22 protein-coding genes and 2 pseudogenes are annotated in these 23,344 nt (G+C 47.6%); 10 read left to right on the top strand and 14 right to left on the bottom strand.

Annotated elements, in window-relative coordinates; genetic code table 11:
• Positions 1–29: 29 nt before the first annotated feature.
• The 4 genes from RB298_RS26795 to RB298_RS26780 all read right to left on the bottom strand — a co-directional run bounded on the left by RB298_RS26795 (position 30) and on the right by RB298_RS26780 (position 3,425).
• Positions 30–941 (bottom strand): DMT family transporter, encoded by a 912-nt coding sequence (locus tag RB298_RS26795; protein ID WP_486049396.1) that lies wholly within the window; start codon positions 939–941, stop codon positions 30–32.
• Between the two features lie 45 nt (positions 942–986).
• Positions 987–1,367, bottom strand: coding sequence for a RidA family protein (locus RB298_RS26790; RefSeq protein WP_486049394.1), 381 nt, complete (start codon positions 1,365–1,367; stop codon positions 987–989).
• A gap of 120 nt (positions 1,368–1,487) precedes the next feature.
• Complete coding sequence (locus tag RB298_RS26785) at positions 1,488–2,486, bottom strand: alpha/beta hydrolase (RefSeq protein WP_486049392.1); 999 nt, start codon at positions 2,484–2,486, stop codon at positions 1,488–1,490.
• A gap of 42 nt (positions 2,487–2,528) precedes the next feature.
• Positions 2,529–3,425 carry an MBL fold metallo-hydrolase gene (locus RB298_RS26780; RefSeq protein ID WP_096776294.1) on the bottom strand — a complete coding sequence of 299 codons (897 nt, stop codon included), beginning with the start codon at positions 3,423–3,425 and terminating at the stop codon, positions 2,529–2,531.
• 321 nt (positions 3,426–3,746) lie between these two features.
• Between RB298_RS26780 and RB298_RS26775 the strand changes: the two genes are divergently transcribed.
• Positions 3,747–4,292 carry a helix-turn-helix domain-containing protein gene (locus tag RB298_RS26775; RefSeq protein ID WP_090909222.1) on the top strand — a complete coding sequence of 182 codons (546 nt, stop codon included), beginning with the start codon at positions 3,747–3,749 and terminating at the stop codon, positions 4,290–4,292.
• Positions 4,293–4,685: 393 nt separating this feature from the next.
• Here RB298_RS26775 and RB298_RS26770 read toward each other — a convergent pair whose 3' ends face one another.
• Together RB298_RS26770 and RB298_RS26765 are read right to left on the bottom strand one after the other, a co-directional pair.
• Positions 4,686–6,182, bottom strand: a complete 1,497-nt coding sequence (locus tag RB298_RS26770) for a monooxygenase (protein ID WP_486049390.1) — start codon at positions 6,180–6,182, stop codon at positions 4,686–4,688.
• A gap of 24 nt (positions 6,183–6,206) precedes the next feature.
• Complete coding sequence (locus RB298_RS26765; protein ID WP_255250635.1) at positions 6,207–6,764, bottom strand: RidA family protein; 558 nt, start codon at positions 6,762–6,764, stop codon at positions 6,207–6,209.
• 130 nt (positions 6,765–6,894) lie between these two features.
• On the opposite strand from RB298_RS26765, the gene RB298_RS26760 reads away from it, so the two are divergent.
• A complete protein-coding gene (locus RB298_RS26760; RefSeq protein WP_486049387.1) occupies positions 6,895–7,371 on the top strand; it encodes a MarR family transcriptional regulator in 477 nt (158 codons plus the stop codon).
• A pseudogene (locus tag RB298_RS26755) lies at positions 7,368–7,514 on the top strand (SDR family NAD(P)-dependent oxidoreductase); the annotation flags it as partial. The gene RB298_RS26760 and the pseudogene RB298_RS26755, both read left to right, overlap by 4 nt.
• Positions 7,515–7,600: 86 nt before the next feature.
• Here the strand turns inward: RB298_RS26755 and RB298_RS26750 are convergent.
• Complete coding sequence (locus RB298_RS26750) at positions 7,601–8,533, bottom strand: alpha/beta hydrolase family protein (protein ID WP_486049385.1); 933 nt, start codon at positions 8,531–8,533, stop codon at positions 7,601–7,603.
• A 198-nt stretch (positions 8,534–8,731) separates the two neighbouring features.
• Between RB298_RS26750 and RB298_RS26745 the strand changes: the two are divergent.
• Positions 8,732–9,091, top strand: a pseudogene (locus tag RB298_RS26745) (MerR family transcriptional regulator); the annotation flags it as partial.
• A 219-nt stretch (positions 9,092–9,310) separates the two neighbouring features.
• Here RB298_RS26745 and RB298_RS26740 read toward each other — a convergent pair.
• Together RB298_RS26740 and RB298_RS26735 are read right to left on the bottom strand one after the other, a co-directional pair.
• The gene (locus RB298_RS26740; protein WP_375121697.1) at positions 9,311–9,613 is read right to left on the bottom strand and encodes a Dabb family protein; all 303 of its coding nucleotides are present in this window, start codon (positions 9,611–9,613) and stop codon (positions 9,311–9,313) included.
• A gap of 23 nt (positions 9,614–9,636) precedes the next feature.
• On the bottom strand, positions 9,637–10,206 hold the full coding sequence (locus RB298_RS26735; RefSeq protein WP_486049383.1) for an NADPH-dependent FMN reductase: 570 nt from the start codon (positions 10,204–10,206) through the stop codon (positions 9,637–9,639).
• Positions 10,207–10,398: 192 nt separating this feature from the next.
• Between RB298_RS26735 and RB298_RS26730 the strand changes: the two genes are divergently transcribed.
• On the top strand, positions 10,399–11,277 hold the full coding sequence (locus RB298_RS26730) for a helix-turn-helix transcriptional regulator (RefSeq protein ID WP_486049381.1): 879 nt from the start codon (positions 10,399–10,401) through the stop codon (positions 11,275–11,277).
• A 190-nt stretch (positions 11,278–11,467) separates the two neighbouring features.
• On the opposite strand, the gene RB298_RS26725 is transcribed toward RB298_RS26730, so the two are convergent.
• Positions 11,468–12,340: an SDR family oxidoreductase gene (locus RB298_RS26725; protein WP_096776285.1), complete on the bottom strand. Its 873-nt coding sequence runs from the start codon at positions 12,338–12,340 to the stop codon at positions 11,468–11,470.
• A 96-nt stretch (positions 12,341–12,436) separates the two neighbouring features.
• The gene (locus tag RB298_RS26720) at positions 12,437–13,285 is read right to left on the bottom strand and encodes a helix-turn-helix domain-containing protein (RefSeq protein WP_486049624.1); all 849 of its coding nucleotides are present in this window, start codon (positions 13,283–13,285) and stop codon (positions 12,437–12,439) included.
• A gap of 187 nt (positions 13,286–13,472) precedes the next feature.
• Between RB298_RS26720 and RB298_RS26715 the strand changes: the two genes are divergently transcribed.
• Complete coding sequence (locus tag RB298_RS26715) at positions 13,473–13,961, top strand: SDR family NAD(P)-dependent oxidoreductase (RefSeq protein ID WP_375121694.1); 489 nt, start codon at positions 13,473–13,475, stop codon at positions 13,959–13,961.
• Here RB298_RS26715 and RB298_RS26710 read toward each other — a convergent pair.
• Positions 13,958–15,244: an FAD-dependent oxidoreductase gene (locus RB298_RS26710; protein WP_375121693.1), complete on the bottom strand. Its 1,287-nt coding sequence runs from the start codon at positions 15,242–15,244 to the stop codon at positions 13,958–13,960. The genes RB298_RS26715 and RB298_RS26710 overlap by 4 nt on opposite strands.
• A 150-nt stretch (positions 15,245–15,394) precedes the next feature.
• On the opposite strand from RB298_RS26710, the gene RB298_RS26705 reads away from it, so the two are divergent.
• Entirely contained in the window at positions 15,395–16,006 is a 612-nt protein-coding gene (locus tag RB298_RS26705; RefSeq protein ID WP_096776282.1) for a TetR/AcrR family transcriptional regulator, read from the top strand.
• A gap of 883 nt (positions 16,007–16,889) precedes the next feature.
• Complete coding sequence (gene ilvB / locus RB298_RS26700; protein ID WP_096776694.1) at positions 16,890–18,602, top strand: biosynthetic-type acetolactate synthase large subunit; 1,713 nt, start codon at positions 16,890–16,892, stop codon at positions 18,600–18,602.
• A 774-nt stretch (positions 18,603–19,376) separates the two neighbouring features.
• On the opposite strand, the gene RB298_RS26695 is transcribed toward ilvB, so the two are convergent.
• The gene (locus RB298_RS26695) at positions 19,377–19,877 is read right to left on the bottom strand and encodes a cupin domain-containing protein (protein WP_096776693.1); all 501 of its coding nucleotides are present in this window, start codon (positions 19,875–19,877) and stop codon (positions 19,377–19,379) included.
• A gap of 669 nt (positions 19,878–20,546) precedes the next feature.
• Positions 20,547–20,879 (bottom strand): DUF2961 domain-containing protein, encoded by a 333-nt coding sequence (locus RB298_RS26690; RefSeq protein WP_255250662.1) that lies wholly within the window; start codon positions 20,877–20,879, stop codon positions 20,547–20,549.
• Positions 20,880–21,054: 175 nt separating this feature from the next.
• Here RB298_RS26690 and RB298_RS26685 point away from each other — a divergent pair, with 175 nt between their 5' ends.
• Both RB298_RS26685 and RB298_RS26680 read left to right on the top strand, forming a co-directional pair.
• Complete coding sequence (locus tag RB298_RS26685; protein WP_096776692.1) at positions 21,055–21,693, top strand: PadR family transcriptional regulator; 639 nt, start codon at positions 21,055–21,057, stop codon at positions 21,691–21,693.
• A gap of 18 nt (positions 21,694–21,711) precedes the next feature.
• The gene (locus RB298_RS26680; protein WP_176502523.1) at positions 21,712–23,343 is read left to right on the top strand and encodes an FAD-dependent monooxygenase; all 1,632 of its coding nucleotides are present in this window, start codon (positions 21,712–21,714) and stop codon (positions 23,341–23,343) included.
• Position 23,344 lies beyond the last annotated feature (1 nt).

Genomic DNA, 23,344 nt, shown 5'->3' with positions numbered 1-23,344 from the left:
TTGTGGGCCTCGATTACAGCCCAGGCTTTTTACCTCTTGGCAGAGGATATTTTCAGTGTATCGCCTTCTGTTTTCCTTGTTCTCTGTCCCTGCATAGTGGCTAGAACTACGCCGGAAATAATGAGAACAGATCCTGCCACTTGCGTTAAGGAAATCGGGGTGCCGAGCGTGATATAACCTAAAATCATGGCGACAAACGGTTGTAAATTCAGAAACAGGGAGGCTTTAGCCGCCCCTACCTTGCGAATCTGCGCATTCCAGATTACGGCGCATAAGCCCTGAATAAGCAGCGCCGAACCGACCAAGAGAACCCACCACCAAAAGTGAGGCTGTAATTGTACGTTAGGCTCGCTCCAGACCGCCACCGGGTATACCGAGATGCAGCCGAGTACGGTGGTATACACCGTTGCGACAAACGCATCCATACGTTCCGTCAGCTTTTTCATGAGGATCATAGATCCCGACAATGCCAACATACAGATAAACATGATCCAGACGCCTTCGGTAATGGCTCTGCTCATCCTTCCGCCAGTTCCAACCACGAAGAAGACACCGGTGAGGGCGACAATCGAGCCTGCAACCATGCGTTTCGTTAACGGCTCTTTCAAAAATAAGCGGGCAAATAGCGCCGTAAAAATTGGAGCTAACGATAAGATGAGCGAAGCTGTGGTTGCGTCCGTTGTCCGGAGACCTGTAAAGAAAGAAACTTGGTGAAGCAGCATCCCGATTAGAACGAAGGGGACCAAATAAACGAAGTCGCGGAACGTAATCTTCGCCAAGCCACGAGTTGCAACCAAATAAATAAGCAGGAACGCCGATGAAACCAGAAGCCGGTATGCCGACAGATGCAAGGCGGGGAATGCTTCCAGCAGCAGCGAGCCTAAGACGAAGTTGCTCCCGTAAAGGGCTGCGCAAAACAAGAGAAGCAAATAAGTTCGCAAGCAGATGCGCCTTCTTTCACAGAAATAAAGGATAATGGAGCGGATTTAATTGCGTTTGACTGCGATAAGCTCTATTTCAATCTTGGCGCCTTTTGGAAGTTTAGACACTTCAACGGTTGTTCTGGCAGGGTGATGATCGCTGAAATATTGGCTGTACACTTCATTCATCTGCTGAAAATGCTCTAAATCCGTCATGAAAACGGATGTTTTTACAACGTCTGCTAAAGATAATCCAGCTTCAGCTAAGACGGCTTGCAGGTTCTTTACTATTTGATGGGTTTGGTCAACGACGCCTTCTTTCAGATTTCCTTCGGCATCAATCGGAAGCATGCCCGACGTATAGACGGCATTTCCTAAAGCGATGGCCTGCGAATAAGGGCCGATAGCTGCGGGTGCTTGTGTTGTTGTAATAGCGATATGGCTCATCGTATTTAATTCCTCTCCGTCTCTTTGATAAATGGGTGAAGAAAAAGGCCCGAGGCGACAGCCCGGGCCTCTCATTAGGCAAGCAATATAATCTTAGAGTCCGACTGTGCAGCGGCAGCTTTACTTCGCCGGCGCGTATGCTTCATCCAAGAAACCGCGAATGGCTTGAAAAGCCTGAAATCTGTTTTTCTCCAGCAATACCATGTGCGTCCCTTCACCGATTTCCACCCAGCGGCGGTAGGCGGCTCCTGTCAGGGAAGTGAAGAAATTCTCCGCCAATTCAAGAGGGACATCGATATCCCACTCGGCATGGACAAGAAGGACGGGAACCGTGATATCCTTAGGATCATAGTAAGCTTTGCCAACCGTCCAGTATTCGCGGATATCCAGGATAGGGCCGTTGGTCGCCCGGATATGCTCGGGATGATCGGTTAAGCTCCCCGGATCCGTAGCAAGAGTGGCTTCGACCCATTGTTCAAACCAGCCGTCCGGAATCAGATCACCGCGTTTATGCTCTGGCGCCGCGCTAAGCCAGCGTTCCTTCGTGTTGCCGGCAGCAACAAGGCGATACGAACCGAGCGGGCCTCCGGTATCGATCGGAACCGGTTTGGAGCTTAGCCATTGCGGCGCAACAAGCGTAAGCTTGTTTACTTTCTCGTTGTTTTGGCTGGTATAAGCTCCCGCAACGGTTCCCCCCCAAGACATTCCCAGTATGTTGACCTTCGTCAAATTCCGGCGTTTCAGAACGTAGTCCACGGCTGTACCAAAATCCCGGACACCTGTCTCCGTGCGGACAAGCGGCGGATTAAGGTCGGCAGGCTGCTCCATCTCAGGCGGTCTTGTCGAGCCGCCGTAGCCGCGAACGTCCACGGCGTATACGTCATAGCCATGGCTGGCAAGGTAGTCCAGAAAAGTGAAGCCGTCCAGCTCCACATCGTACAGACTGCCAATTGAATAGGTAGCGCCATGAACCATTACGATTGTTTTTTCGTTAGAGAAGGTATTCATGGAAGCGGGACGTTTATTTCGTACATAAAGCTCGATTCCCGGCGTATCGCTCGGGATATGCAGGTCTTCGGTCACGATAGGGTTATTTTTAAGAAAATCATGGGTTGTCATAAGCTCAGCGCCTTCCGTATTGGATTTTGTTATCAGGCTGTATTAAATAAAGTTCCACTTATACTTGCCCCCGCTGCGAGTCACGTACCCCGCCGCACTTCCGGGGAAATGCGTACTGAAATAAATGACCGGGCGATCCGTGATGAGCTCCAGCACCCGGAGCCGTGAAACACGCGCTTGATCGGAAAATTCGCAGTACATTGAATTCCATTCCGGATTATAGACCTGAAACGGATGATGCATCACATCGGCGCCGAATAAAGCTTCTTCTTCGCCGGATTTAAGACGGATAGACATTTGGCCGATGCTGTGGCCGGGTGTCGGAATGAATGTGAATAGATCAAGGAATTCCCCGCCCTCAGGGCCAATGGTCTGCGTTAAGCCGGCTTCAACAACAGGCAATACGCTTTCTTCGTAAACGTTAAAGTTTGCTTCGTTTGCCTCATTGTGGCTGGCCTCGCTGGAGTAATATTGCTGCTCTGCGAGGGGAAATACGTATTTGGCATTGGGGAAGGTCGGTACCCATTTTCCATCCACAAGCTTTGTATTCCAGCCGACGTGGTCCACATGCAGATGCGTCAGCAGAACGTAGTCCACTTCCTCCGGTGTAACCCCAGCCTCCTTCAGCCGCTCGAGATAGGGGAGCTGGAGATTGGCGAGATCGGGATTTAAAGGCAAGTTTTTATCGTTTCCTGTAGCCGTATCGATAAGGATCGTATGCTTCGGGGTTTTCACCACCCACGTTCCAATGCTGACGATAAGCTGAGAATTGCCATCGATCAGGCCAGCTGGAAGAGAGTTCCGATTCTCCTCCAGGAACAGGGGGTTCCACGATCCCGGAAAATATACTTCTGGCGGAATACCGTCAAGCATCATCTCCGTGACACGCGTCACGGTAACATCACCGACTCGATAGACCTTGGGAATATTAGCGGTCATTCTATGAACTCCTTTCGTCCTTCTGCATATCTCTTTAATCCGGATAACAAGGTGCATCAATGTGTTTCGTTTCTTATTATCCATGAGAATTTCGCTGTAAATGAAAATAATTCTGTTGAAATGAACGGTGATCAGATACCCGGGTAAGATTCGTTCGTCAACCTTAATTAAATGGTAGTCCAATAATGGCGCTAAATCAACGTTTTTACACCGTAATTCCGCCATAGTGAAAGGGCTTGATATTGCTCATGTTTACGCCTATTATAAAGTTATAAATTTCGCCGACAGCGAAATTGCATCGAAAATTTAGGAGGCTTGCATATGAATTCGATCGGCGAAGCCATTCGAAGCACGCGAAAAAAACAGAAATTAACGCTCAAGAAGGTAGCTCAAGCGGCCTCTGTATCCTTATCTTTTCTCAGTGAAATTGAACGCGATAAGGCGAATCCGTCCATCAGTGTTCTGAAGCGCATAGCGAATGCATTAAACGTGAATTTTACCGATTTGTTCGGCGAGGAGAAACGAAGCATTATCGTTAGAAAAAACGAACGCAAACCTTTGGTGCATTCCGAAGGTTCCCGTATTACCTGGTACGCGCTCAGTCAAGGAAGCAGCAACCGAATGGGACCGATATGGGGAGTGTTGGAAGAAGGAGCGGCTTATGGCGACATCGGCGTCGGCCATAGCGATGGCGAGGAATTTCTATTTGTCCACTCCGGGCGTTTGGAGTTTATGCTGGGCAATGAACGTTACACGCTCGAAGAAGGGGACAGCATCTATTATGATGCCAGAATCCCCCATAGTTATAAGAATATCTGGGATGGCGAAACGCTGCTAATAGCGGTTGCTACTCCGCCTACTTTTTGACGGAACGGAATTGGAGGTACATCCGTACGAACCGCAGAGGATAATTATAAAGAACAGCGGAAGGGACCCCCTTTAGTATTTTTCGCCGATGGCCACGTTAAGCTGAGCCGTATCATGCGCTGGCCTTGAAGATTCGAATATCCAGCCGACTGAACCGTCATCTTTCTTTATACTGACATTCCTGAAATGGGATACGGCATCGAAAATGAACTGGCGGTGCCTTTCCACTAGAGCTGTCCTCAAAACCAAGATAGCCATAACGTAGAGGAATTATGGAATCAAGTTTTATCTCAGCCTGAGAATAAGAACTTGATTCCATTGATATAATGGACGGTACTTGTTTTCAATCATAAACAGACCTTGCCGTAGCCATTACACACCTCAAACGAATTACTAATCCGTAATGTTTCCGCACCAGCGAGTGATTCCTTCATTTATGGTTTGCATTGGATTCGGATCGGATAGAGGAATCGCCCAGGCAATATGTCCATCCGGTCGAATCAGCGCCGTGTGGACGTCGTTCCAATCCGCGTCAGCCTCAGCCAAAGAGGCATGTACAACTTGAAGGTTGCTATACGTTTCCCATTGACCGCTATGCTGCTCATTAGAATGGAAATGCAACAGAAGAAAAGTACCTTTGTGCAGGAACGGATAGGCGTTCATCAATCGTCCATCTTTCAGCTTTAAGCTGAGATCCTTGAACCGTTTCCCGTTTAAAGGATGGGAAGGCGCTTCGGCGTCGGGTGCATAATGTACATCCATGGCGGAAATCTGTGCAGCGATTTGATAATTAGCCTCGGGTATTTGAATCAGATCAGCCAGCATGCTTCGCAGCTCCATGATGGGAGGAGTCACGTCCAGAAGCAGGGTTTGGACCTCGGTATTCCGGAGCAAGGCCGTATTCCATGGAAAACGTTCGGCATGATAACTGTCCAATAGCCAGTCCGGAGCCCAGCCTTTGATTGCTCCTGCAAGCTTCCAGCCTAAGTTCATCGCTTCTTGTAAGCCGACGTTCATTCCCTGTCCACCAGCGGGAAAATGAATGTGCGCCGAATCCCCCGCCAAGAACAATCGACCATTCCGATAGCGTCCCGCCTGCCGCGTCGCATTTCCGAAACGGGACATCCATTTCACATCGTTCAATCCCAAGTCGCTTCCGGTCGTACGGATGAGCGATGAACGAAACTCTTCCAATGTAACGGTCTCATCCTTAGAGATGTTACGTCTCTCCATATCGATCATCAAGACTCGATAGATATGATCATTGATAGGCATGATGCTGACCAATCCTTTTTCTGTAATCCGGGATATGACACTCATAGGAGCCAAATCAGACAGAACGGCATCCCCCAGGATCGCCGTGAAGGTCGCATTTGTACCTTCAAATGATATATTTGCATGTTTGCGAACCAAACTTCTAGCTCCATCCGTGCCTACCACATAAGCTGATCTTAACGTTGTTTCGCCATGAGGTCCCCCGATTTTAACGTCAACCCCATCCTCATCCTGGTGTACAGATAGAGCCTCAACCTCTCTCCAGACCTCTGCGCCAAGGCTAAGCGCCCATTCCTCCAGCACCTTCTCCGTCTCACTCTGCGGTAAAAAGAGGGTGTGATTGGAAGAGGAATCCAACACCGAGAAATCCAAAGGGGTATCTAATCCGGCAAAATGTCCTCTCGAAAGTAAGCGGCCTTGACTGATTAATTGTGATTTCACTCCACGCATATCTAATATTTCAAGGGTTCGCGGATGTACGGTAAGCGCACGTGAATATGGAGTTGTCTCTTTTAATCGCTCAATGACGCAGACCTTTACGCCGGCTAATGCCAATTCCCCAGCCAACATCATGCCGACAGGTCCCCCACCGATCAGGATGACTTCATATTTCATATCAATAACCTCTTTTCTTAAACATTATGGGAAGATCACGATAGCGTCTATTTCGATAAGCCATTCAGGATCGGCTAGTGCTTGAACGCCTATATAGGTACTTGCTGTCTTCGGCCAGTTAGGGCCAAACACCTGAAATCCTGCGTCAAAAATAATCGAAATCAATTCCGGGTTGTGGTTTACCACAAAAATGTTCATTTTTACAATGTACAATGGATCCGCTCGCACGGCTTCCAATGCATACTTAAGATTGGTGAACACTTGAATCGCTTGCGCGTAATAGTCCCCTGAACCGACCAATGCTCCTGTTTCATCTACAGAAACCTGACCTGAGATGAAGGCCAGTTTGGAGGCAGTAGTTACCACGACATGAGAAATGACAGATGCAACCTTATCCGTCAATGTCTTCGGATTCACGATTTCCATAGGCAGGTATGCTCCATTTCCATATTTATACATCTTCTCTTGAAAAGTGGATAAGTGTTTCCAGCTACCTCCTTCATCCATTATTGTTTCGTTAGAACCTTTTTTATTGCTTGTTAAAACAAGTGTGATAAAAATTATATATAATTTTTGTTTCATATGAAACAATTTTATTGTAATTGTTTACTCATTATCCTGTCAACTCATATCAATATAAGTATGCCCGTTTGTTTCCCGGAGAACAATCTATGCTATAATAAAACAAATAAGTCGAGGAGCCAGCATAATCATGGATACTGCCAGTAAGAACAAAACCGCCATTCATGAATTTTTCGTTCAGTTTCTTGAGCAAAAAGAGCAATATGAAACCCGAATAACTGCCACATACCTGGAGGATATCCGGAAGCACATTGAATCGGAATTCAGCTTGAATATGACGGAACTGCACACCATTGCGTGCATCGGAGAGCAGGAGCCGATCAATCTCACTTCCATCGCGGAGAGAATAAATTTAAGTAAAGGAAATACCTCCAAGATCGCAAATAAACTACTAAAGGCAGGTTGGGTGCGAAAAGCCCAGTTCAACGACAACAAAAAGGAAGTGTATTTTCGGCTAACGCCTGTCGGCAAAAAGCTGTTTGCCGCTCATGATGAGCTTCATGCGAAGGAAAAGCAAAGAATGTACGAATTTTTGGAAAAATATAACGAAAGCGAGCTCGAATTTATTAAACGGCTGTTTGGAGATATGGTTGACTTCTATCGCTAACGTACCTCAACAAACCGTACATGAATACGCCGCCTTTTAGAAGGCAAGAAGCGATCCGGCCAAACGAGGCGGGAGATGGGGCCTCAGCCTTCAAAGGATCCCCGATCCGAATAGATGGGGGAATGGTACCGACAATCTTTTAATTTTTTGCGTGCTGATCAGAAAAAGAGAGTGAGCTCCCTCACAGGCATTGGGCCGGCGGGGGAGCTCGCTGTCTTTCTCTAGAGCTTTATTTGGATTCAATTCGACCCATTGAATGGGTCGTCTCGGACAAAGTCTGTTTCACTGCCGACCAGTTGGTCTGCTCAATATCGAGTACATGTCGAAGGTAAGCCCAAGTAACCTTCTGGATCAGGGCAACTCGTTCTGGGTTTTCGTCTGTTGTTTCTTTAACCTCGTAACCAGCGATCCCTCCAAGTGAGTGTTCTGCACCAAAAAGGGTGAGCAGGCTCTCGGCTCCCGGGCTGAGGAAGTAAGGGTCGGTCATCCAATCCGGCCCGCGAACGGTCAGCTGATATTTGTTAGGAGTGTCGTCCTGATCCCCGACGACCACCAGGGTGGGCTTGGTCATGTGCTCGAAGCTCACGTTCAGATGCGGCATCTTCTCGGCCGCGAACGGTGTCAGGCTGTCCCCGCCTTGCCCAGCGGTGGCGAATAGCACGCCTGCTTTGATGCGCGAGTCGGACAGGTCCTCTTCCTTCTTAGTCTCGGGGTTGAGGACTCGCAATCCTAACAGGTTGCCCGACGTTTGGCCGCCGAAGGAGTGTCCGGCTGTGGCGATGCGGCTTCGGTCAAGGCGCCCGCTGAGGCCGGGAACGGCAGATTCCAGGAAATCAAGCTGATCAAGGATGCGCTTCATGTCTTCCACTCGGAAACGCCATATCCGTGGTGTGCGGGGATCGGCCTGAGGGAGACCCAATGTCCTTGAGTCGAGATGGGTAGGTTGAATGACTACGAAGCCGTGTGCAGCCCAGAAGTCAACCAAGGGTCCGTAACCCTCCAACGATGAGCCAGAACCGTGTGAGAAAACAATGATAGGTAAGTTACGACCGGTCGTCGGCGCGGAGACTCTCACTTGCAGATTCTCGCCACGGCCCGGGGCTGAAAGCACTATCGGCTTTACCGAGACGACTGGAGAGGGTGCGGTAATCTTTAGTTCCATAATAAATGTTCCTGCCCTTCTTAAGATAGATTGTTGTCGGGAGTTTTCTCCCGCAGATCCCATAATAAAAGTTGGAGTCGAATCCAAGTCAAGGCGCGAAAATAAAAAAATCGCCCAAGGATAAGTGATGGAAATAGGATTGACTTGGAGTCTGCTCCAAGATGTATAATGCTCAAAACGGCAATTTCGGGAGGAGACATAATGGAAGAACAAACTTTTACGATCAAGCAAGTCGCAGAGCAAACCGGTATTTCCGAGGATACAATCCGCTATTACGAAAAGATCATGCTGCTGCCTCAGGCAGAACGGAAGGAAAACAGGCATCGCTTTTATCGAAGAGAGGACATTTATAGGATCAAGCAAATAACCTGCCTCAAAAAAACGGGAATGTCGCTCGAGGCTATGCGGCCATTTTTGGCTGCCTCAGTCGACTCCGATTCCGTTAATTATCCTGAACTGGTGGATCAATTAAGAAGTCAACGTGAACATATTATGATTCAAATTTCCTCGCTTCAGCAGATCGTTGATTTTATTGACATAAAGCTGAAAGAAGGTAGGCCCCAATAATTAAAGCTCGATGCGGGCTTTTTTATACACGAGTTGTAATCAGCGAAGTTACAACTGTGGCGGTTACAACAAATCAAATATTGGAGGTAAATCGGAAGAGCGTTCCCGACATTCGAGCGGTATGCGACTTTTCGAGGTGGCGGATGATGTCCTGGATACCTGTGGTGCTCCCGGTGATGCCATGCTTCAGCATGACAAGTGTCGGGAACATTAAGCAAACGGGTAATCCATAACGACGATTCCTTCAACAAACGGGCCAATGGATTGCAATAATCCTTGATGCAGGGGGTGCTGAATATACTCCCGGCAAGCCTGTTGATTCTCGAAAGTGACTCTGATTCCCAGCGTAAACCCCTGCATATGCTCTATTTCCTCTGTAACGTTAATCCCTGCGCTAAGTTCCACGATCCCCGGAATGTTCCCTTTAAAGTCATGTGCGCGCTTTATTGCACTTTCTTTTACTTCAATAGAAACATCGGGCTTGAATTTCAATAGCACGATATGCTCAAACATCTTACTCCCTCCAAGGTTTCCGTTTATTTTTGACTTTGGAGCTGCTTCAATTGGGAGAGCTCCTTCATCCATTTCACGAAATTGTCGGTTACAAGATCAAGGTACTGAATGGTAGGTTCATCAGTCAGCTCACCCTTCTCGTTAAACTTCTCATGAACAAGACCAATGTACACTTCATTTCCAGGCAACAGCGGCGAGGAAATACCGGATGCGAACAGAATGTCACGCAGATGGCCCTGCGCTTTGACCGATCCCAACAATCCCATGGAAGATCCGGCGATCCATGAGGGCTTCCCGATCATGACTCGATCCACGCGGGATAACCAGTCGATCGCGTTCGCCATGACGCCGGGAATGGTCGAATTATATTCCGGAGTGATCCACAACACCGCGTCGGCAGCAGCGACTTGCGCCTTAAAATCGATAACCGGCTGCGGCGGAATAGACTCGATATCCTGATCGTAAAAGGGGAGACCCCGAATGCTCAGCACATCCAATTGAAAAAGATGCTGATAACGGTTTTGAATATAACGGGCTAACTTCTGGTTGTATGAATCTTTGCGAATGCTTCCGACTATGGCGGCTATTTTCATTTTCATCACCTCAATGATAGGGTCTGAATGGAGTTGAGCAGGTGGGGCCGATCATCACTGTCTATCCATTCTTGCTATTCCTCCTAAGGAGGACATAAACTAGTCTAAATGGACTCGAAGAGCCTAGGAAGAGATCTAGTTATCGTAGGATTGGGAATCCTACGTTCATAATAGGTAGGAGGTATGGAGAACATGGCCAACAGATTGGACCGTTATGAGGAATTGTCCCGTTTTTTGCGTTCACGCCGTGAACGAATAACCCCAGAGCAAGCAGGGGTGCCGGATTCCGGACGCAGACGAACACCCGGACTTCGCCGCAGCGAGGTAGCTCTGCTGGCAGACGTGGGATTGGATTGGTACACCTATTTGGAACAAGGGCGTCATATCAACGTATCCGCTGAGGTCCTTGATCGAATAGCGAAGGTGCTTCGGTTAGATGAGTCGGAACGCAGGCATCTGTACCATCTTGCCCGTAAACAATTTCCCTTGACCGGTACGAAGCAACCCTCTAAGGTAACGCCGGAGCTTCAACGTTTTTTGGATAGCCAGAACCTTTCCCCTGCGAATGTCATGGATGCGCGCATGAACATCATTGCCTGGAATGATGCCTACTGCGCAATAAATGGGAATCTCGCGGTTATGTCGGAAAGGGAGCGTAATTTGGTATGGATGACCTTTACTTCTCCCCGTTTCCGCTATCTAAAGGGAGACCAATGGGAACTGCATGCCAGGCGAATCGTTGCTAATTTTCATGCCGGGTATGCTCGTCACGTCGACGATCCTTGGTGGTCCGAGCAGTTCGAGGCGCTTTCACAGGCTAGCAGGGAGTTTCGAGCATTTTGGGATTCCCACGAGGTTCTCGATGCTATGGATGCTCCTAAGACGCTGCATTGTCCGAATCTCGGGATCTTGAATTTTGATCTGGTTTCATTTCATTACTTGAACGATTCTAATTTGACCGTTTCCATTCATGTTCCTCATCCAGATGGCACGGTGGATAAGATGCAGCAACTGCTTATCGATTATCAGAGCCAGCATTCAGAGCAGCTCGAATCTTCTTCAAGAGTTTAGTATAGGAAGGCAATCAGAAGTCTTATTCGGCATGAATCAAGACGAGCGGATGTCTTGGTGAAACGGAGAACTGTATCGCAAATAACGGCAAGTAATAAATATGCTCCTCTGAGTAGCCGGTTAAATAAATAAACCGGCTACTTCAGAGGAGCATATCAGTTTCCGTGGATGTCGAATTCTTTGGTGTCCTTTAAAATGGTTTTACCACATCATCTGAATCAGTGGAGTAAGCCAGCTCTTTCTGTGCTTCCAGAGCGGCGAGTCTGTCCAGCAGGGCTGCCCGGATTTGCTCATAGGCGTCACTGCCCAACGCCATACGTATCGGACCCTCTCCCTGGTCGACTCGGCGGATAATCTGCTGCGCCATTTTATCCGGATCGCCGACAACCATTTGATTGAACATGCTCATATCTATACCAGGCAGTTCTCCCTTCATCAGGCTAACGAAATGGCCCGCCTCCGTATCCCGGTATTCGTCCATCCGCTCGCCGAATACGGCGTTGCTTGTAATGAAATTCGTTCGGATTCCGCCGGGCTCCACCATAGTGGTCTTAATATTGAACGGAGCCACTTCCTTAGCTAGCGCTTCAAAGGCGCCTTCGACCGCCCATTTCGAAGAGCAATACAGTCCCATACCCGGAATAGAATAATGACCCGCCATACTCGAAATCTGTACCATGTGACCGCCGCCCTGCTTACGGAAAAAGGGCAGGACTGCACGCGCTGCACGCAGGGAGCCAAGCACATTGGTCATAAACTGATGCTCAATTTGCCTGTCGCTTGCTTCTTCCACTGCGCCATACAAGCCATAGGCTGCATTATTGACAAACACATCAATCGTGCCCAGTTCTAAAAATGCACGTTCCACCACTTCAGCAATTTGCCGAGAGTTTGTCAGATCTAAATTAGCCTGCCAAAGCCCAGAGCCATACTGTGCCTGCAGATCATCCAGCACCCCCGGCTTGCGTACCGTTGCAGCTACACGGTCCCCCCTATCAAGCAACCGGCGAGTTATACGTGAAGCCAAGCCTCCTGACGCTCCTGTAATGAACCATGTTTGCATGCTAAATACCCTCCAATCGTTGTCTTCCACTGAATCATACAAGCAACTGGAGGGTGCTAGCCACAGTACGTCTATTCTATTAACGGGAGTAACAGTCTACGGTAGCTGCCTGTCCTGCTCAAGTAAACGCAATAATCTCTCCTCCGTGCCTGAACCGGGCACCGGAACAAAGAAACACCAGTGCAGTCCCGGGTCATTATCGATTACAGCCGCGGAATGGAGCTCGAACTCCATCTCCTGTGCGTCAGGAACACGGAATAAAGCGGTGGCTACGCGTTTTTGTTTGATTTCATATAGTTCCCAGAAATGTACGAACTCCACGCTTTCCCGCATCAAGCGTTCAAACCGTTCCATATATAACGGGTTGTTCTTGTAAAGATCGAAGCCTGCCCGCAGAACGGCTACAGAGTAACGGGCAGCGCCTTCCCAATTCACCAGTCTGCTGCGGTAATCCGGCTTTAAAAACATAATGTCCATCATATTCCGTTCGTTGTCCGGCAGACTGCCGAAATCGGCTACGATGAGTTCAGCCGCCCGATTCCAGGTGATAACATCCGTACCTTCGTCTGTGATAAAAGAAGGATAATGCAGTTGATTTACGATTTTCTGCAGAACTCCCGTGTCCGGCCCACCGTTATTTGGCACTGTGACGACGCTCGCCACATCTACATTGGCCAGATCGAATAGATGCTTCTGCTCGTCTTCGTCAAGCTGAAGCGCTTTGCTGATACTTAGCAGCACTTCCGGCGAAGGATTAACCTCCTTGCCTTGCTCCAGCCAGGCATAGTAAGTCACGCTTATATTGGCAAGATAAGAGACTTCTTCTCTTCGAAGTCCCGGAGTGCGTCTTCGTCCGGGCAGCGGCTGAATCCCGGCCTCTGAAGGCTGCAACCGTTCTCTGCGCGATTTAAGGAAGTCACCCAATGCGGATGAGGAACGATTCATTTTCAAGTGGGTCACCTCTATTTACTCATATGGAAGATACATATCGCTATTAACCAAATAGACCAAAAGCACTCTATACATGATTATTATAGTCTCTGTTGAATGCCGTTTCTACAAAAGAGAACCATAACGAGAGTACTATGAAGATAATTTATGTCAGAGAAGTGCTAAATAGGAGGTCTTTTTCTTGAACAAGTATCAAAGCGAATGCCCCGCGTCAACTGGCCGAACATATATCCGAACTGGGCTTTTCGGTCGATATATCCTCATCAACAACGCAGGCGTGGGCACATATGGCCGTTTCGAGGAAATAGACACGGAGCGCGAGCAAGAAGAGATTATGCTGAACACGGCTGCGCTAGTCGATCTTACGCATTCGTTGCTGCCCGATATGCTGAGGCGAGAGAACGGAGTCATCGTTAACGTGGCTTCGATAGCCGTGTTTATGCCTTGTGCTTATTCTACCGTTCACGGGGCTACAAAAGCATTTGTATTGTCCTTCTCTGAGGTGTTATGGGCGGAAACGCGCGGGCGAGGCGTTCGAGTGCTCGCACTGTGCCCGGGTGCAACCGAGACGGGGTTTTTCGATGCGGTCGTAAGCGAGGAAATGGGGGCGGGCCAAAATCTCTCCCTTTCTACATCCACGTGGATGCGAAATGAAAGTCGGTTACATTAATTCTCTTGTAGTAATGCTTTTAATCCTGCCGTATTTATTACATTCCATGGTGTGTTTAATTCTGGCTGAAAGAAGAAGTCGGCATAGGCCAATTGTTCTAATGTGCATCCGGTTTGAATCGCAAGGGAGACCGTATTGATATTAGCAGTCAAATCAACTTTAGACATGATTTGTCCCCCTAAAATCTCTAAAGTTGTTGGATCGTAAACCAGTTTGAACATAACGGTCGTCTCCGGAGAAAACAGGGCTGTCCCTTGTTCCAAGTAGACGGATTTTATTTCAATTCCAAGCTTTTTTGCCGTTTTATCATTCAAACCAGCTGTAGCGAAGTAATAATCGAAAATATGCGCACCTGAAGAGCCTTGTACGCCAGGAAGCGGGTGAATGGCTTCGTATAAGTTTTTTACTGCATAATGTGCTTGACGACGCGCGTTGGTTCCTAATGAAACATTCATCCGCATTTTACCGGGATTGTACCAAACCGTTGTTGCATCCCCAATGGCGAAAACATCGGGATCACTTGTACGCATGTATTCATCTGTTTTAATTCTGCCATCCGGCAATAATTCCACTGCGCCTCGCAACCATTCCGTGTTGGGACGATTGCCGGCAGACAAGATGGCCAGGTCAGCTGAATAGGTCCCTTTTTTAGTTACAACCTTGATGACTTTATCATTTTCATCACCGACAAATTCGATGATCGAGTTGCCCAGTGCCAAATCGACATCGCGATCTTTCATTTCTTTTTCAAGTACATCCGTAAATTCTTGATCTAAATAGGAGCTTAAAGGACGATCGTTGATGTCCATTAACGTAACCTTTTTCCCTGATTCGGCAAATAATGAAGCTGCACCAGTCCCGATGTATCCTGCGCCAACAATAACAACGTTCTTGATATCTGGATCTGCAGCGTGTTTTCTCATATTGAATATGTCTTGTCGACTGCTCATCGTACCGATGTTTTTTAAATGATGTCCAGGGACAGGAAGAATAAATGGCTTTGCACCAGGACTTATAATTAACTTGTCATAATCCTCCTTTCGCGTCTCCCCTGTCGCATGATTGAATATTTCCACTTGATGTTTGCCAGGTTCTACTTTAGTTATTTCAGTGTTGCCGAAGATGGATACTCCTTGTTGTTGAATGGATTCAAGATCCTTGGCCGAAATGGAGGAGAAGTCTCCTTTGTCATACCATTGAACGTTCGCATTCTTACACATCAATCGTAACGCTTCAACCGCTTCAGTACCCCCGTGCGATGCTCCTAAAACAATAACTTTCATGATTACCTCTCCTTTAAATACATAACTGTATCTTATTTTATAATTAGGATACATCAGTGTATCTTAAAAAGTCAATTAGATACATAAGTGAATCTTATTTATTTAAGATACAGTTTGCTGTATAATGAACGTACAAGGAGAGAAAGAGTGATGACGGAATCAAATAAAAGCCGCCGCCGCGGCGACCAATTACAAAACGATATTTATGCAGCAACGTATCGTCTGCTGGAGACGGAAGGGTACAGCGCGATTAATTTTGCGCGTATTGCTCGTGAGGCGAATACCAGTCGTTCGGTGGTTTATCGTTATTGGGATACTCCGTTTGATTTAGTGTTTGCAGCTGTCCAACAACGGATGCAACAATCGGAAGAGAAATTCAAGAATTTGGATTTTGACGAAGGCAGTCTCCGTGATTATTTAGTATCTGTTGGTCAGCATTTTATTTTGGAGTCCGACCAAGGACCGTTTAGATTATTTAAAATGCTGTTTTCCGAGATGATTAACCAGCAGGAGCGAGAACGGACAAGCCAGATGTTGGCCGAAGCAACGGCTTCCAATATTAAGATTATGGATTACGTTCTTCAACAGGCCGTACAGCGGGGAGAAATCACAAAGCTCCCACCTAAAGCGACCAAACTCATTCTTTTTGAGCAAATTCGTTATACGTTTTTGCTTGAAAATGGATGGGTGTCGCATCAGAAATTGGAAGAGATTGTTGATCATGTGGTGTTGCCGGCAATTTTATATTTTTCGAAACCGTGAATACTCATCTGAAGCATGAAGAGGTTAAACTTAACGGGGACAAGAACTCAATAAATACAACACGACGAGGTTACAGTGGATCGATCGGCGACCTCGCTCTGCTTATGGGCAGGATAACTTGATCTAGTTGCTGTTGCCTCACTTTGAGGTGAGATAAATCATTCGGTTTGAAAAAAAGTCGAGTCTGTGCTATTATCAGAAAAATCCAAACATAGCGAAGAAGAGAAGGCTATGCAATAGCGTTTATGTCCAGAGAGCGGAGGGTTTGCTGAAACCTCCGTCGTAACGCATGTATAGTGTCGTCTCGGAGCTGTTGACCGAACGCGGAAGGCGTGATTACACGCCCGCAAGTAGGATCAACCGGCCTGGCATCCGTTAACATGCTGCAGGTAAAGCATCGGCTTTACCTCATGAGACTGCAATTGCGAGGTTGCAGTAAACCTGGGTGGTACCGCGATTCCCCTTTCGTCCCAAGGCTTCTAGCATTTCTATGAGCCTTGGGATGGAAGGGGTTATTTGTTTAATACCAACAGGCGATGAAGAGAAAGCCGGCAAGGGCGGTTATGCCCAGAGAGCAGAGGAAACGCTGAAACCTTTGCCTTAACCCTTTGTATGGTGTCGTCTCGGAGCTGTTAACCGAAAGCGCGGCTGGTCTTTTTCTGTCCCGCAAGTAGGCTTAACCGAAATGGTGCTCGTTAACGCGCCGCAGGTAAGGCATCGGCCTTACCTCATGAGGCTGCATTCGCGAGGGTGCAGCGAACTTGGGTGGTACCGCGAAAAAATCCCCTTTCGTCCCTGTATGAGCTGACCGCTGTCAGTTTGCTCAGGAGGAGAGGGGGAGTATTTTGCAAAGGAGGCTGCCCAAGTGGAACAGCAATTAGGAATGACGAATGAAACAACGACGCCATCAGAGGAATATATCACCGGTTCGGAGGTGCTTTTGCGCGGCTTGCTGCAGGAAGGCGTAGAGTGCGTATTCGGTTATCCTGGAGGAAATGTGCTCTATATCTATGACGCGATGGTACATCAGCCAGATTTCAAGCATATCTTGACCCGACACGAACAAGGCGCGATCCACGCGGCGGACGGCTACGCCAGGTCAACGGGGAAGGTTGGGGTATGCATCGCGACATCCGGTCCAGGTGCAACAAATCTGGTGACCGGGATTGCAACCGCCTATATGGATTCGGTACCGCTGGTGATCATAACGGGGAACGTATCTACGAATGTCATGGGCACGGATGCTTTTCAGGAAGCGGACATCATTAGCATCACGATGCCGATTACGAAGCACAGCTACATGGTTCGCGATGTACACGACCTTCCTCGCATCATTCATGAAGCGTTCTACATCGCGAACACGGGCCGGAAAGGTCCTGTCTTGATCGATATTCCAAAAGACGTGACCAACCAGCGGATGGCATATCGTCCAGCGGACACGGTTCGGTTGCGCGGATACCATGGAGCCCCGGAACCGAATCCGGCGGAAATAGATGCGCTGCTTCAGGCGATTGCGGAAGCGCGCAAGCCGGTTATTATCGCAGGCGGCGGCGTTGTCTATGCGAACTCCTCCCAGGAGCTGATCAAATTCGTCCACACTACGCGGATTCCGGTCGCGACCACTCTGCTCGGCCTCGGCGGGTTTCCAAGCGATGACGAGATGTGGCTGGGCATGCTCGGACATCATGGCGTATATGCGGCGAACATGGCGGTGCAGAATGCGGATCTCATTATTTCGATCGGCTCGCGTTTCGATGACCGGGTCACGATGAAGCTGGACGGGTTTGCGCCTCTGGCCAAACGTATCGCCCATATCGATATCGATCCTGCGGAAATCGGCAAGAACGTCAAGACAGATCTCGCATGCATCGGCGATATTAAAAACGTGCTGGCTTATGCGAACACGAAAGCGCAAGCAGCCCAGACGGGCACCTGGCTTGAGCAGCTTCAAGAGTATAAGGTGCAGCATCCGCTTCGGTATACCGATTCGGATACAGTCATTAAGCCGCAATATGTGCTCGAGATGATTAGCGAGACGACGCAAGGAGAGGCGATCATCACCACCGATGTAGGCCAGCACCAAATGTGGACCGCGCAGTTTTACCGCTTCAAGCATCCTCGCTCGCTCATCACGTCGGGCGGTCTTGGCACGATGGGCTTTGGCTTCCCGGCCGCGATCGGCGCTAAAGTCGGAAATCCAGATCGTCTCGTCGTCTCGATCAACGGCGACGGGGGCATGCAGATGTGCGCGCAGGAGATGGCGATCTGCGCGATTCATCAGATTCCGGTCAAGATCGTGGTCTTGAACAACCAGGTGCTCGGCATGGTTAAGCAGCAGCAGGAATTGATGTACGAACGACGCTACAGCCAGATTGATCTGTCCGGCAGTCCGGACTTCGTCAAGCTAGCGGAAGCATACGGGATCAAGGGATTAAGGGCAACGAACAAGGACGAAGCCTCCAAGGTCTGGTTAGAAGCGCTGCAGACGACAGGACCTGTGCTCGTCGAGTTCGTCATCCCGACCAACGAGAATGTGTACCCAATGGTGCTTGCCGGCACGCCGCTGGACCAAATGATTCTAGGGTACGACGAATAATTGCGCTGAAGAGATAAAGAATCTGTTTAAAGGAGGGAGGCATACTCATGTACACCATTGCTTAATACTTTTTATGGGTATAATTTAACGGATAACATTAACGTTCAATGAAAAAGCGAAAGTCTGGACATTATTTTCTCGTTCATGGCTTTCGCTTTTTCGATTTCAAGGGTCAGCTATTACTTTTTTTATGAGGGCTGCGATATGGAAATTCACATCCATTCTATTACTATCGCTGTGTACGAGGTCAAGGTGCCGCGGAGCGGCGTGATTGCCTGTAGGCAATACTGATTATGAACTGAAACTTTTATTCGTTGTTTAGTTTTAGCATCCGCCACACAGCTATCATGGAAGTTTACATTCGTCAAGGCGCTTATGCTTCTGTCTGTTCACGTTCAGCGTAACACTCAACTCTTAAGGGAAGACGTCTAGCAATGTAGTCCACAACGGAATCGGATATGGATGCTTCACTTACGAAATGGCTTGCAAATGTTAACGATCTTCCTTTTATATTGGAATTGGTTTCGATCCCGTTGATGTAGTCTGAGGTTAAAAGCACGAGAAGGAAGTGGTTGCCCGTCGCAAAAGTGACCTTTGACCTATCAGTACATGATTTATTATTGTAAGTGTGCTTAGACAGCTCCATTAAAATTAAAGCAGCGGGGAATTAAGGCTTATTTACAACATTGTCTTAGTTCCCCGCTGTTTTTGACGACTAACATATCAATAGTTAAAACACAATTTCATTCTAATAATATCCTCTCACTCAATTAATTAGAATTGGTGGTTTTCTTCCGCTGACATGGCAATTGATTTTGTTTCATGAACTGTACCATATGGATGCTCAGGTGGGGCATAAATAACATAAATTTTAAGCGGTATATTACCCATATTGATAACATTGTGCCATTTTCCCGCGGGTATCATAATGGCATAGTCATCATATGCTATTTTTTGAAAATCTAATTTATCTTTGCTAATTTGGACAAGTCCCTCTCCTTCTTCAACACGTATGAATTGATCCGTTGTCGGATGTACTTCTAAACCGATATCATCTCCAGCATTAATACTCATAAGAGTAACTTGTAATTGTTCCCCGGTCCATAGAGTTGTGCGGTAAGTATTGTTTTGCTTAGCGGCTTGGTCGATGTTCACAACAAATGGTCTTCGCTCATAATCTCCTAATTTAACGGTTCTAAAATGAGGACTCCATTGGTGATTGTCACGATTGTAATAATGCAGACATTGAATATAACTCCAATTATTGTAGTGCATAGGATTGTAGTACTGATAATTGAAATACGAGTTGCGGTACACTATTCATACCCCTCTCAAATGATTGGTTTTTTATCCTATATAGATGCCTATGTAGAGGTTCACAAATTGGCACGAATTATAGTGGAACCAACGATTTTTCTTTTTACATAGGGAGAGAGGTTTGTTTCTCTGAACTCGTTCCTATAGTCGTTACAGTAGAAATCAACATAATAAACACTGCACAAAATGAAAAAGTAAATGGTACGTGAAGGGAAAAGAATATATCCTGACTAATGTAGCTGCAATCGTGTTTATATCAGTGTTTAGTCGAAATCTTACAAGTTCACTGGAATTGTTTTGAAAAGTGGATTAAAGGGCCAGCAATTGTTGTTTTTAAGGGCGGCCAATTAGTGATCCCAAATTATGAAGAAACTGAGATTAACTCTGGGTGCCCTTGAGATGAAATTAACAACGCTTGCGGCAGCTGTTTGTTTTGGACCAATTAACTAAAGGATCGTATCCGCAAAGCTTCTGTCATTTTCCCTGTAATCACCGTCGTTAAATTTGCCGCTATTCAGCAAAGCCTTGCTGGCTCCGTTCAGTCGATCATCGAATCCGGGAACTTGATCATGCGAATAAGTCAATGTGACCAAATTCTGATAGCGTGATTCACGCCGGTTTGGCCGCTTAGTTAATCGTCGACGCGGAGCATGCGCGAACTGTACGGTGACACACGTAATCCTCTTCAAACAATATGGAGTCAAGAATATGCCAACGATAGAAGCCGCGCATCGGACAAGTAGCTCCATTGTAAATATGCGGTCTCGTATTGTCTGTTACTTGGAAGTGTGGGAAACCCATAAAGGGAGTGGAGTAGGTTTGTTCATGTACCGGGTTATCGTTAGCGTATCTCACGAAGCTCCGAGCACCACTGAAGAAAACCTCCGCACCAGTCCCGCATTCTTGGTAGCCGTCGAGATAAAATTTCACTTTCCCTGCACCATACCAGTAACGCGATATGTTGGCGTAAGGGATTTACCTGTTTTTTGTTGGCTCCCGGGCCTAAGTCCCAAGAGGTCCGAAAATGTAGCACGGGATATACTATGATTTTCATGGTTTTACAATCGATCAACTTATTGGGCGCCTTTTTTTAACGATTCTTCTGTTGACACGTTATATTATTACTAGTTATATTATGACTATGATAACCAATATCAAAAAATCACCTGTCGCTTTAGCCATCCTTTGTTTCCTTATTGAGGAGCCTATGCATCCGTATCGTATGCAACAGTTAATTAAAGAAAGGGAGAAGGACGAGGTCATTAACGTTCGCCATCGAGCAAGTATTTACCAAACGATTGAACGGTTACATCGAGACAAGGCCATTGCCATTCACGGTAAGAAAAAGAACGAAGGGAGACCGGACTTGGTTGTTTATGAAATTACGGATCTGGGCCATGAAGCTGCCTATACTTGGATTCGTGAAATGATTTCTACACCGGCACAGGAGTTTTTGGAATTTCCCGCTGCTGTTTCTTTTCTGGCGCTGCTCACGCCCGAAGATGTGGCTCTCCTGTTCAAACAACGGGTCAAAGCGCTAGAGAACACACTTGCTCGGCTCAAAGATCAGTTTCAGAAAGGAGCTACGCTAAGACTGCCGAGGCTGTTTTTGTTGGAAAGCGAGTATCAACAAGCTGTGCTTGAAGCTGAAATCGGATGGATCCAATCCGTCATTGTTGATATTGAAGCCCGAAGGCTGACATGGAGCATGGAGGAGCTGCGCAAGAGAAATGAGTCAATCGATAACCGATTAGATGAAAAAGAAATTGAATAACGAAAGGACATGGTCATAATGAATCCGTTAAATTCCACAACGATTGACGAAACGGTACCTGTGCTTATTGTGGGGGGGAGTCTCGTAGGTCTATCCCTTTCCCTGTTTCTGGCTAAACAAGGGATAAAGTCAATAGTCGTCGAACGCCATCCGGGCACGGCCATCCATCCGCGCGTCTCAAGCTTGACTGCCCGCACGATGGAAATCTTTCGCTCTGCCGGAGTTGAAGAGGAGATACGCCATGAAGAACCACCTTTTCCACGGGAATTCGGTATCATGTTTGTCGAGAGTCTGGCCGGGGAAGTATTCGAGAATCTGATGGAAGATATGAGCGCATATTTTACGGATGCCAGTCCTGTTGAAGGAAACGGCATTGCACAAGATTTACTTGAGCCTGTGCTTCGGATGAAGGCTGAACAAGCAGGTGCCGATCTTCGATACAACACGGAAATGATCGGATTCGAAGCAGATGAGCATGGTATCTCGGCGACCATTCGGGATCGCACCAACGGCAAAACACGCCAAATTCGATCCGAGTATATGGTTGGAGCCGACGGAGGCAAAAGTGGTATCCGTGCAGCTTTAGGAATCGGGCAGCATGGAGAGGGGACACTTTTTCATCTGATCAGCGTCATTTTCGAGGCGGACATCCATGATCTCTTCAAGAACCAGAATGCACATATGTGTTTCTTCGCTAATGAAGACGCAAGCGGAAGCCTTGTCTTGTATCCCGGCACAAACAGACGGCCTCATGTATACCGATTGGATGTGATCTATGATCCGGAGGAAGAAACGATTGACGATTACCCGGAAGAGCGATGTATTGCATTAGTAAGGGCAGCTATCGGAATCCCTGACATTCCAGTCAAGTTCAAGAAGGTATTAACCTGGGAAATGGCTGCTCGCGTAGCTGATCGCTTCCAGCAAGACCGTATATTTATCGTTGGTGATGCCGCACGAGTTCAACCTCCCAGCGGCGGCTTGGGAGGCAATACCGGCATTGCCGAGGCACACAACCTCGCTTGGAAGCTGGCTGCCGTGTTGCGCGGTGAAGCTGGCGAGGACTTGCTTGCCACTTACGACATGGAGCGCCGGCCTATAGCGGATTACACCGTGGAACAGGTCGTCATGCTCTCCCAGCAGCGCGAACATGAAGGAACGGATGGAATTACGGTAAACACCCTACATGTCAATATGGGTTATCGCTATCCAGACGGCGCATTCATACCGGATGGAGACGGGCAGAACCTCCCCCTTGTACAACAGCCAGAGTCGTGGACGGGTCAGCCAGGAAGCCGCGCTGCGCACGTCGTTTTGGAACGTAACGGTCAGCGGCTTTCCTCCATCGATCTGTTTGGTTCTCGATTTGTGTTACTTGTTGGATCAGACAGAAAAAACTGGGTGGAGGCTGCTAAACATGTTAAAGATACGCTACGTTTCCCGATAGATATTTATCAGGTTGATGGGCATAATGCTGATTTCAACAATCCTGGGAACGATTTTCTTGATGCATACGGTATAACTTCCACAGGGGCTGTTCTCGTGCGGCCAGACGGGTATATCGGATGGCGAAAACCGGGTACTGGGGAGAATAAGGGGGAAATGGAAAAAATGTTAACCAATGCTCTGTCGACAATCCTTTTTCGTTAAA

It is taken from the genome of Priestia sp. BR_2 (assembly GCF_041954005.1).
Taxonomy (GTDB): domain Bacteria; phylum Bacillota; class Bacilli; order Paenibacillales; family Paenibacillaceae; genus Paenibacillus_AQ; species Paenibacillus_AQ lautus_A.
The sequence above is the reverse complement of the archived record's forward strand: the minus strand, read 5'-3'. Positions and strand labels throughout refer to the sequence as shown.

What these genes read in the sequence shown, in the direction of transcription:
- RB298_RS26790 (WP_486049394.1), bottom strand. Translation starts at nt 1,367, where the DNA reads ATGAGCCATATCGCTATTACAACAACACAAGCACCCGCAGCTATCGGC.
- RB298_RS26785 (WP_486049392.1), bottom strand. Translation starts at nt 2,486, where the DNA reads ATGACAACCCATGATTTTCTTAAAAATAACCCTATCGTGACCGAAGAC.
- RB298_RS26780 (WP_096776294.1), bottom strand. Translation starts at nt 3,425, where the DNA reads ATGACCGCTAATATTCCCAAGGTCTATCGAGTCGGTGATGTTACCGTG.
- RB298_RS26775 (WP_090909222.1), top strand. Translation starts at nt 3,747, where the DNA reads ATGAATTCGATCGGCGAAGCCATTCGAAGCACGCGAAAAAAACAGAAA.
- RB298_RS26770 (WP_486049390.1), bottom strand. Translation starts at nt 6,182, where the DNA reads ATGAAATATGAAGTCATCCTGATCGGTGGGGGACCTGTCGGCATGATG.
- RB298_RS26765 (WP_255250635.1), bottom strand. Translation starts at nt 6,764, where the DNA reads ATGAAACAAAAATTATATATAATTTTTATCACACTTGTTTTAACAAGC.
- RB298_RS26760 (WP_486049387.1), top strand. Translation starts at nt 6,895, where the DNA reads ATGGATACTGCCAGTAAGAACAAAACCGCCATTCATGAATTTTTCGTT.
- RB298_RS26750 (WP_486049385.1), bottom strand. Translation starts at nt 8,533, where the DNA reads ATGGAACTAAAGATTACCGCACCCTCTCCAGTCGTCTCGGTAAAGCCG.
- RB298_RS26740 (WP_375121697.1), bottom strand. Translation starts at nt 9,613, where the DNA reads ATGTTTGAGCATATCGTGCTATTGAAATTCAAGCCCGATGTTTCTATT.
- RB298_RS26735 (WP_486049383.1), bottom strand. Translation starts at nt 10,206, where the DNA reads ATGAAAATAGCCGCCATAGTCGGAAGCATTCGCAAAGATTCATACAAC.
- RB298_RS26730 (WP_486049381.1), top strand. Translation starts at nt 10,399, where the DNA reads ATGGCCAACAGATTGGACCGTTATGAGGAATTGTCCCGTTTTTTGCGT.
- RB298_RS26725 (WP_096776285.1), bottom strand. Translation starts at nt 12,340, where the DNA reads ATGCAAACATGGTTCATTACAGGAGCGTCAGGAGGCTTGGCTTCACGT.
- RB298_RS26720 (WP_486049624.1), bottom strand. Translation starts at nt 13,285, where the DNA reads ATGAATCGTTCCTCATCCGCATTGGGTGACTTCCTTAAATCGCGCAGA.
- RB298_RS26710 (WP_375121693.1), bottom strand. Translation starts at nt 15,244, where the DNA reads ATGAAAGTTATTGTTTTAGGAGCATCGCACGGGGGTACTGAAGCGGTT.
- RB298_RS26705 (WP_096776282.1), top strand. Translation starts at nt 15,395, where the DNA reads ATGACGGAATCAAATAAAAGCCGCCGCCGCGGCGACCAATTACAAAAC.
- ilvB (WP_096776694.1), top strand. Translation starts at nt 16,890, where the DNA reads ATGACGAATGAAACAACGACGCCATCAGAGGAATATATCACCGGTTCG.
- RB298_RS26695 (WP_096776693.1), bottom strand. Translation starts at nt 19,877, where the DNA reads ATGCACTACAATAATTGGAGTTATATTCAATGTCTGCATTATTACAAT.
- RB298_RS26685 (WP_096776692.1), top strand. Translation starts at nt 21,055, where the DNA reads ATGACTATGATAACCAATATCAAAAAATCACCTGTCGCTTTAGCCATC.
- RB298_RS26680 (WP_176502523.1), top strand. Translation starts at nt 21,712, where the DNA reads ATGAATCCGTTAAATTCCACAACGATTGACGAAACGGTACCTGTGCTT.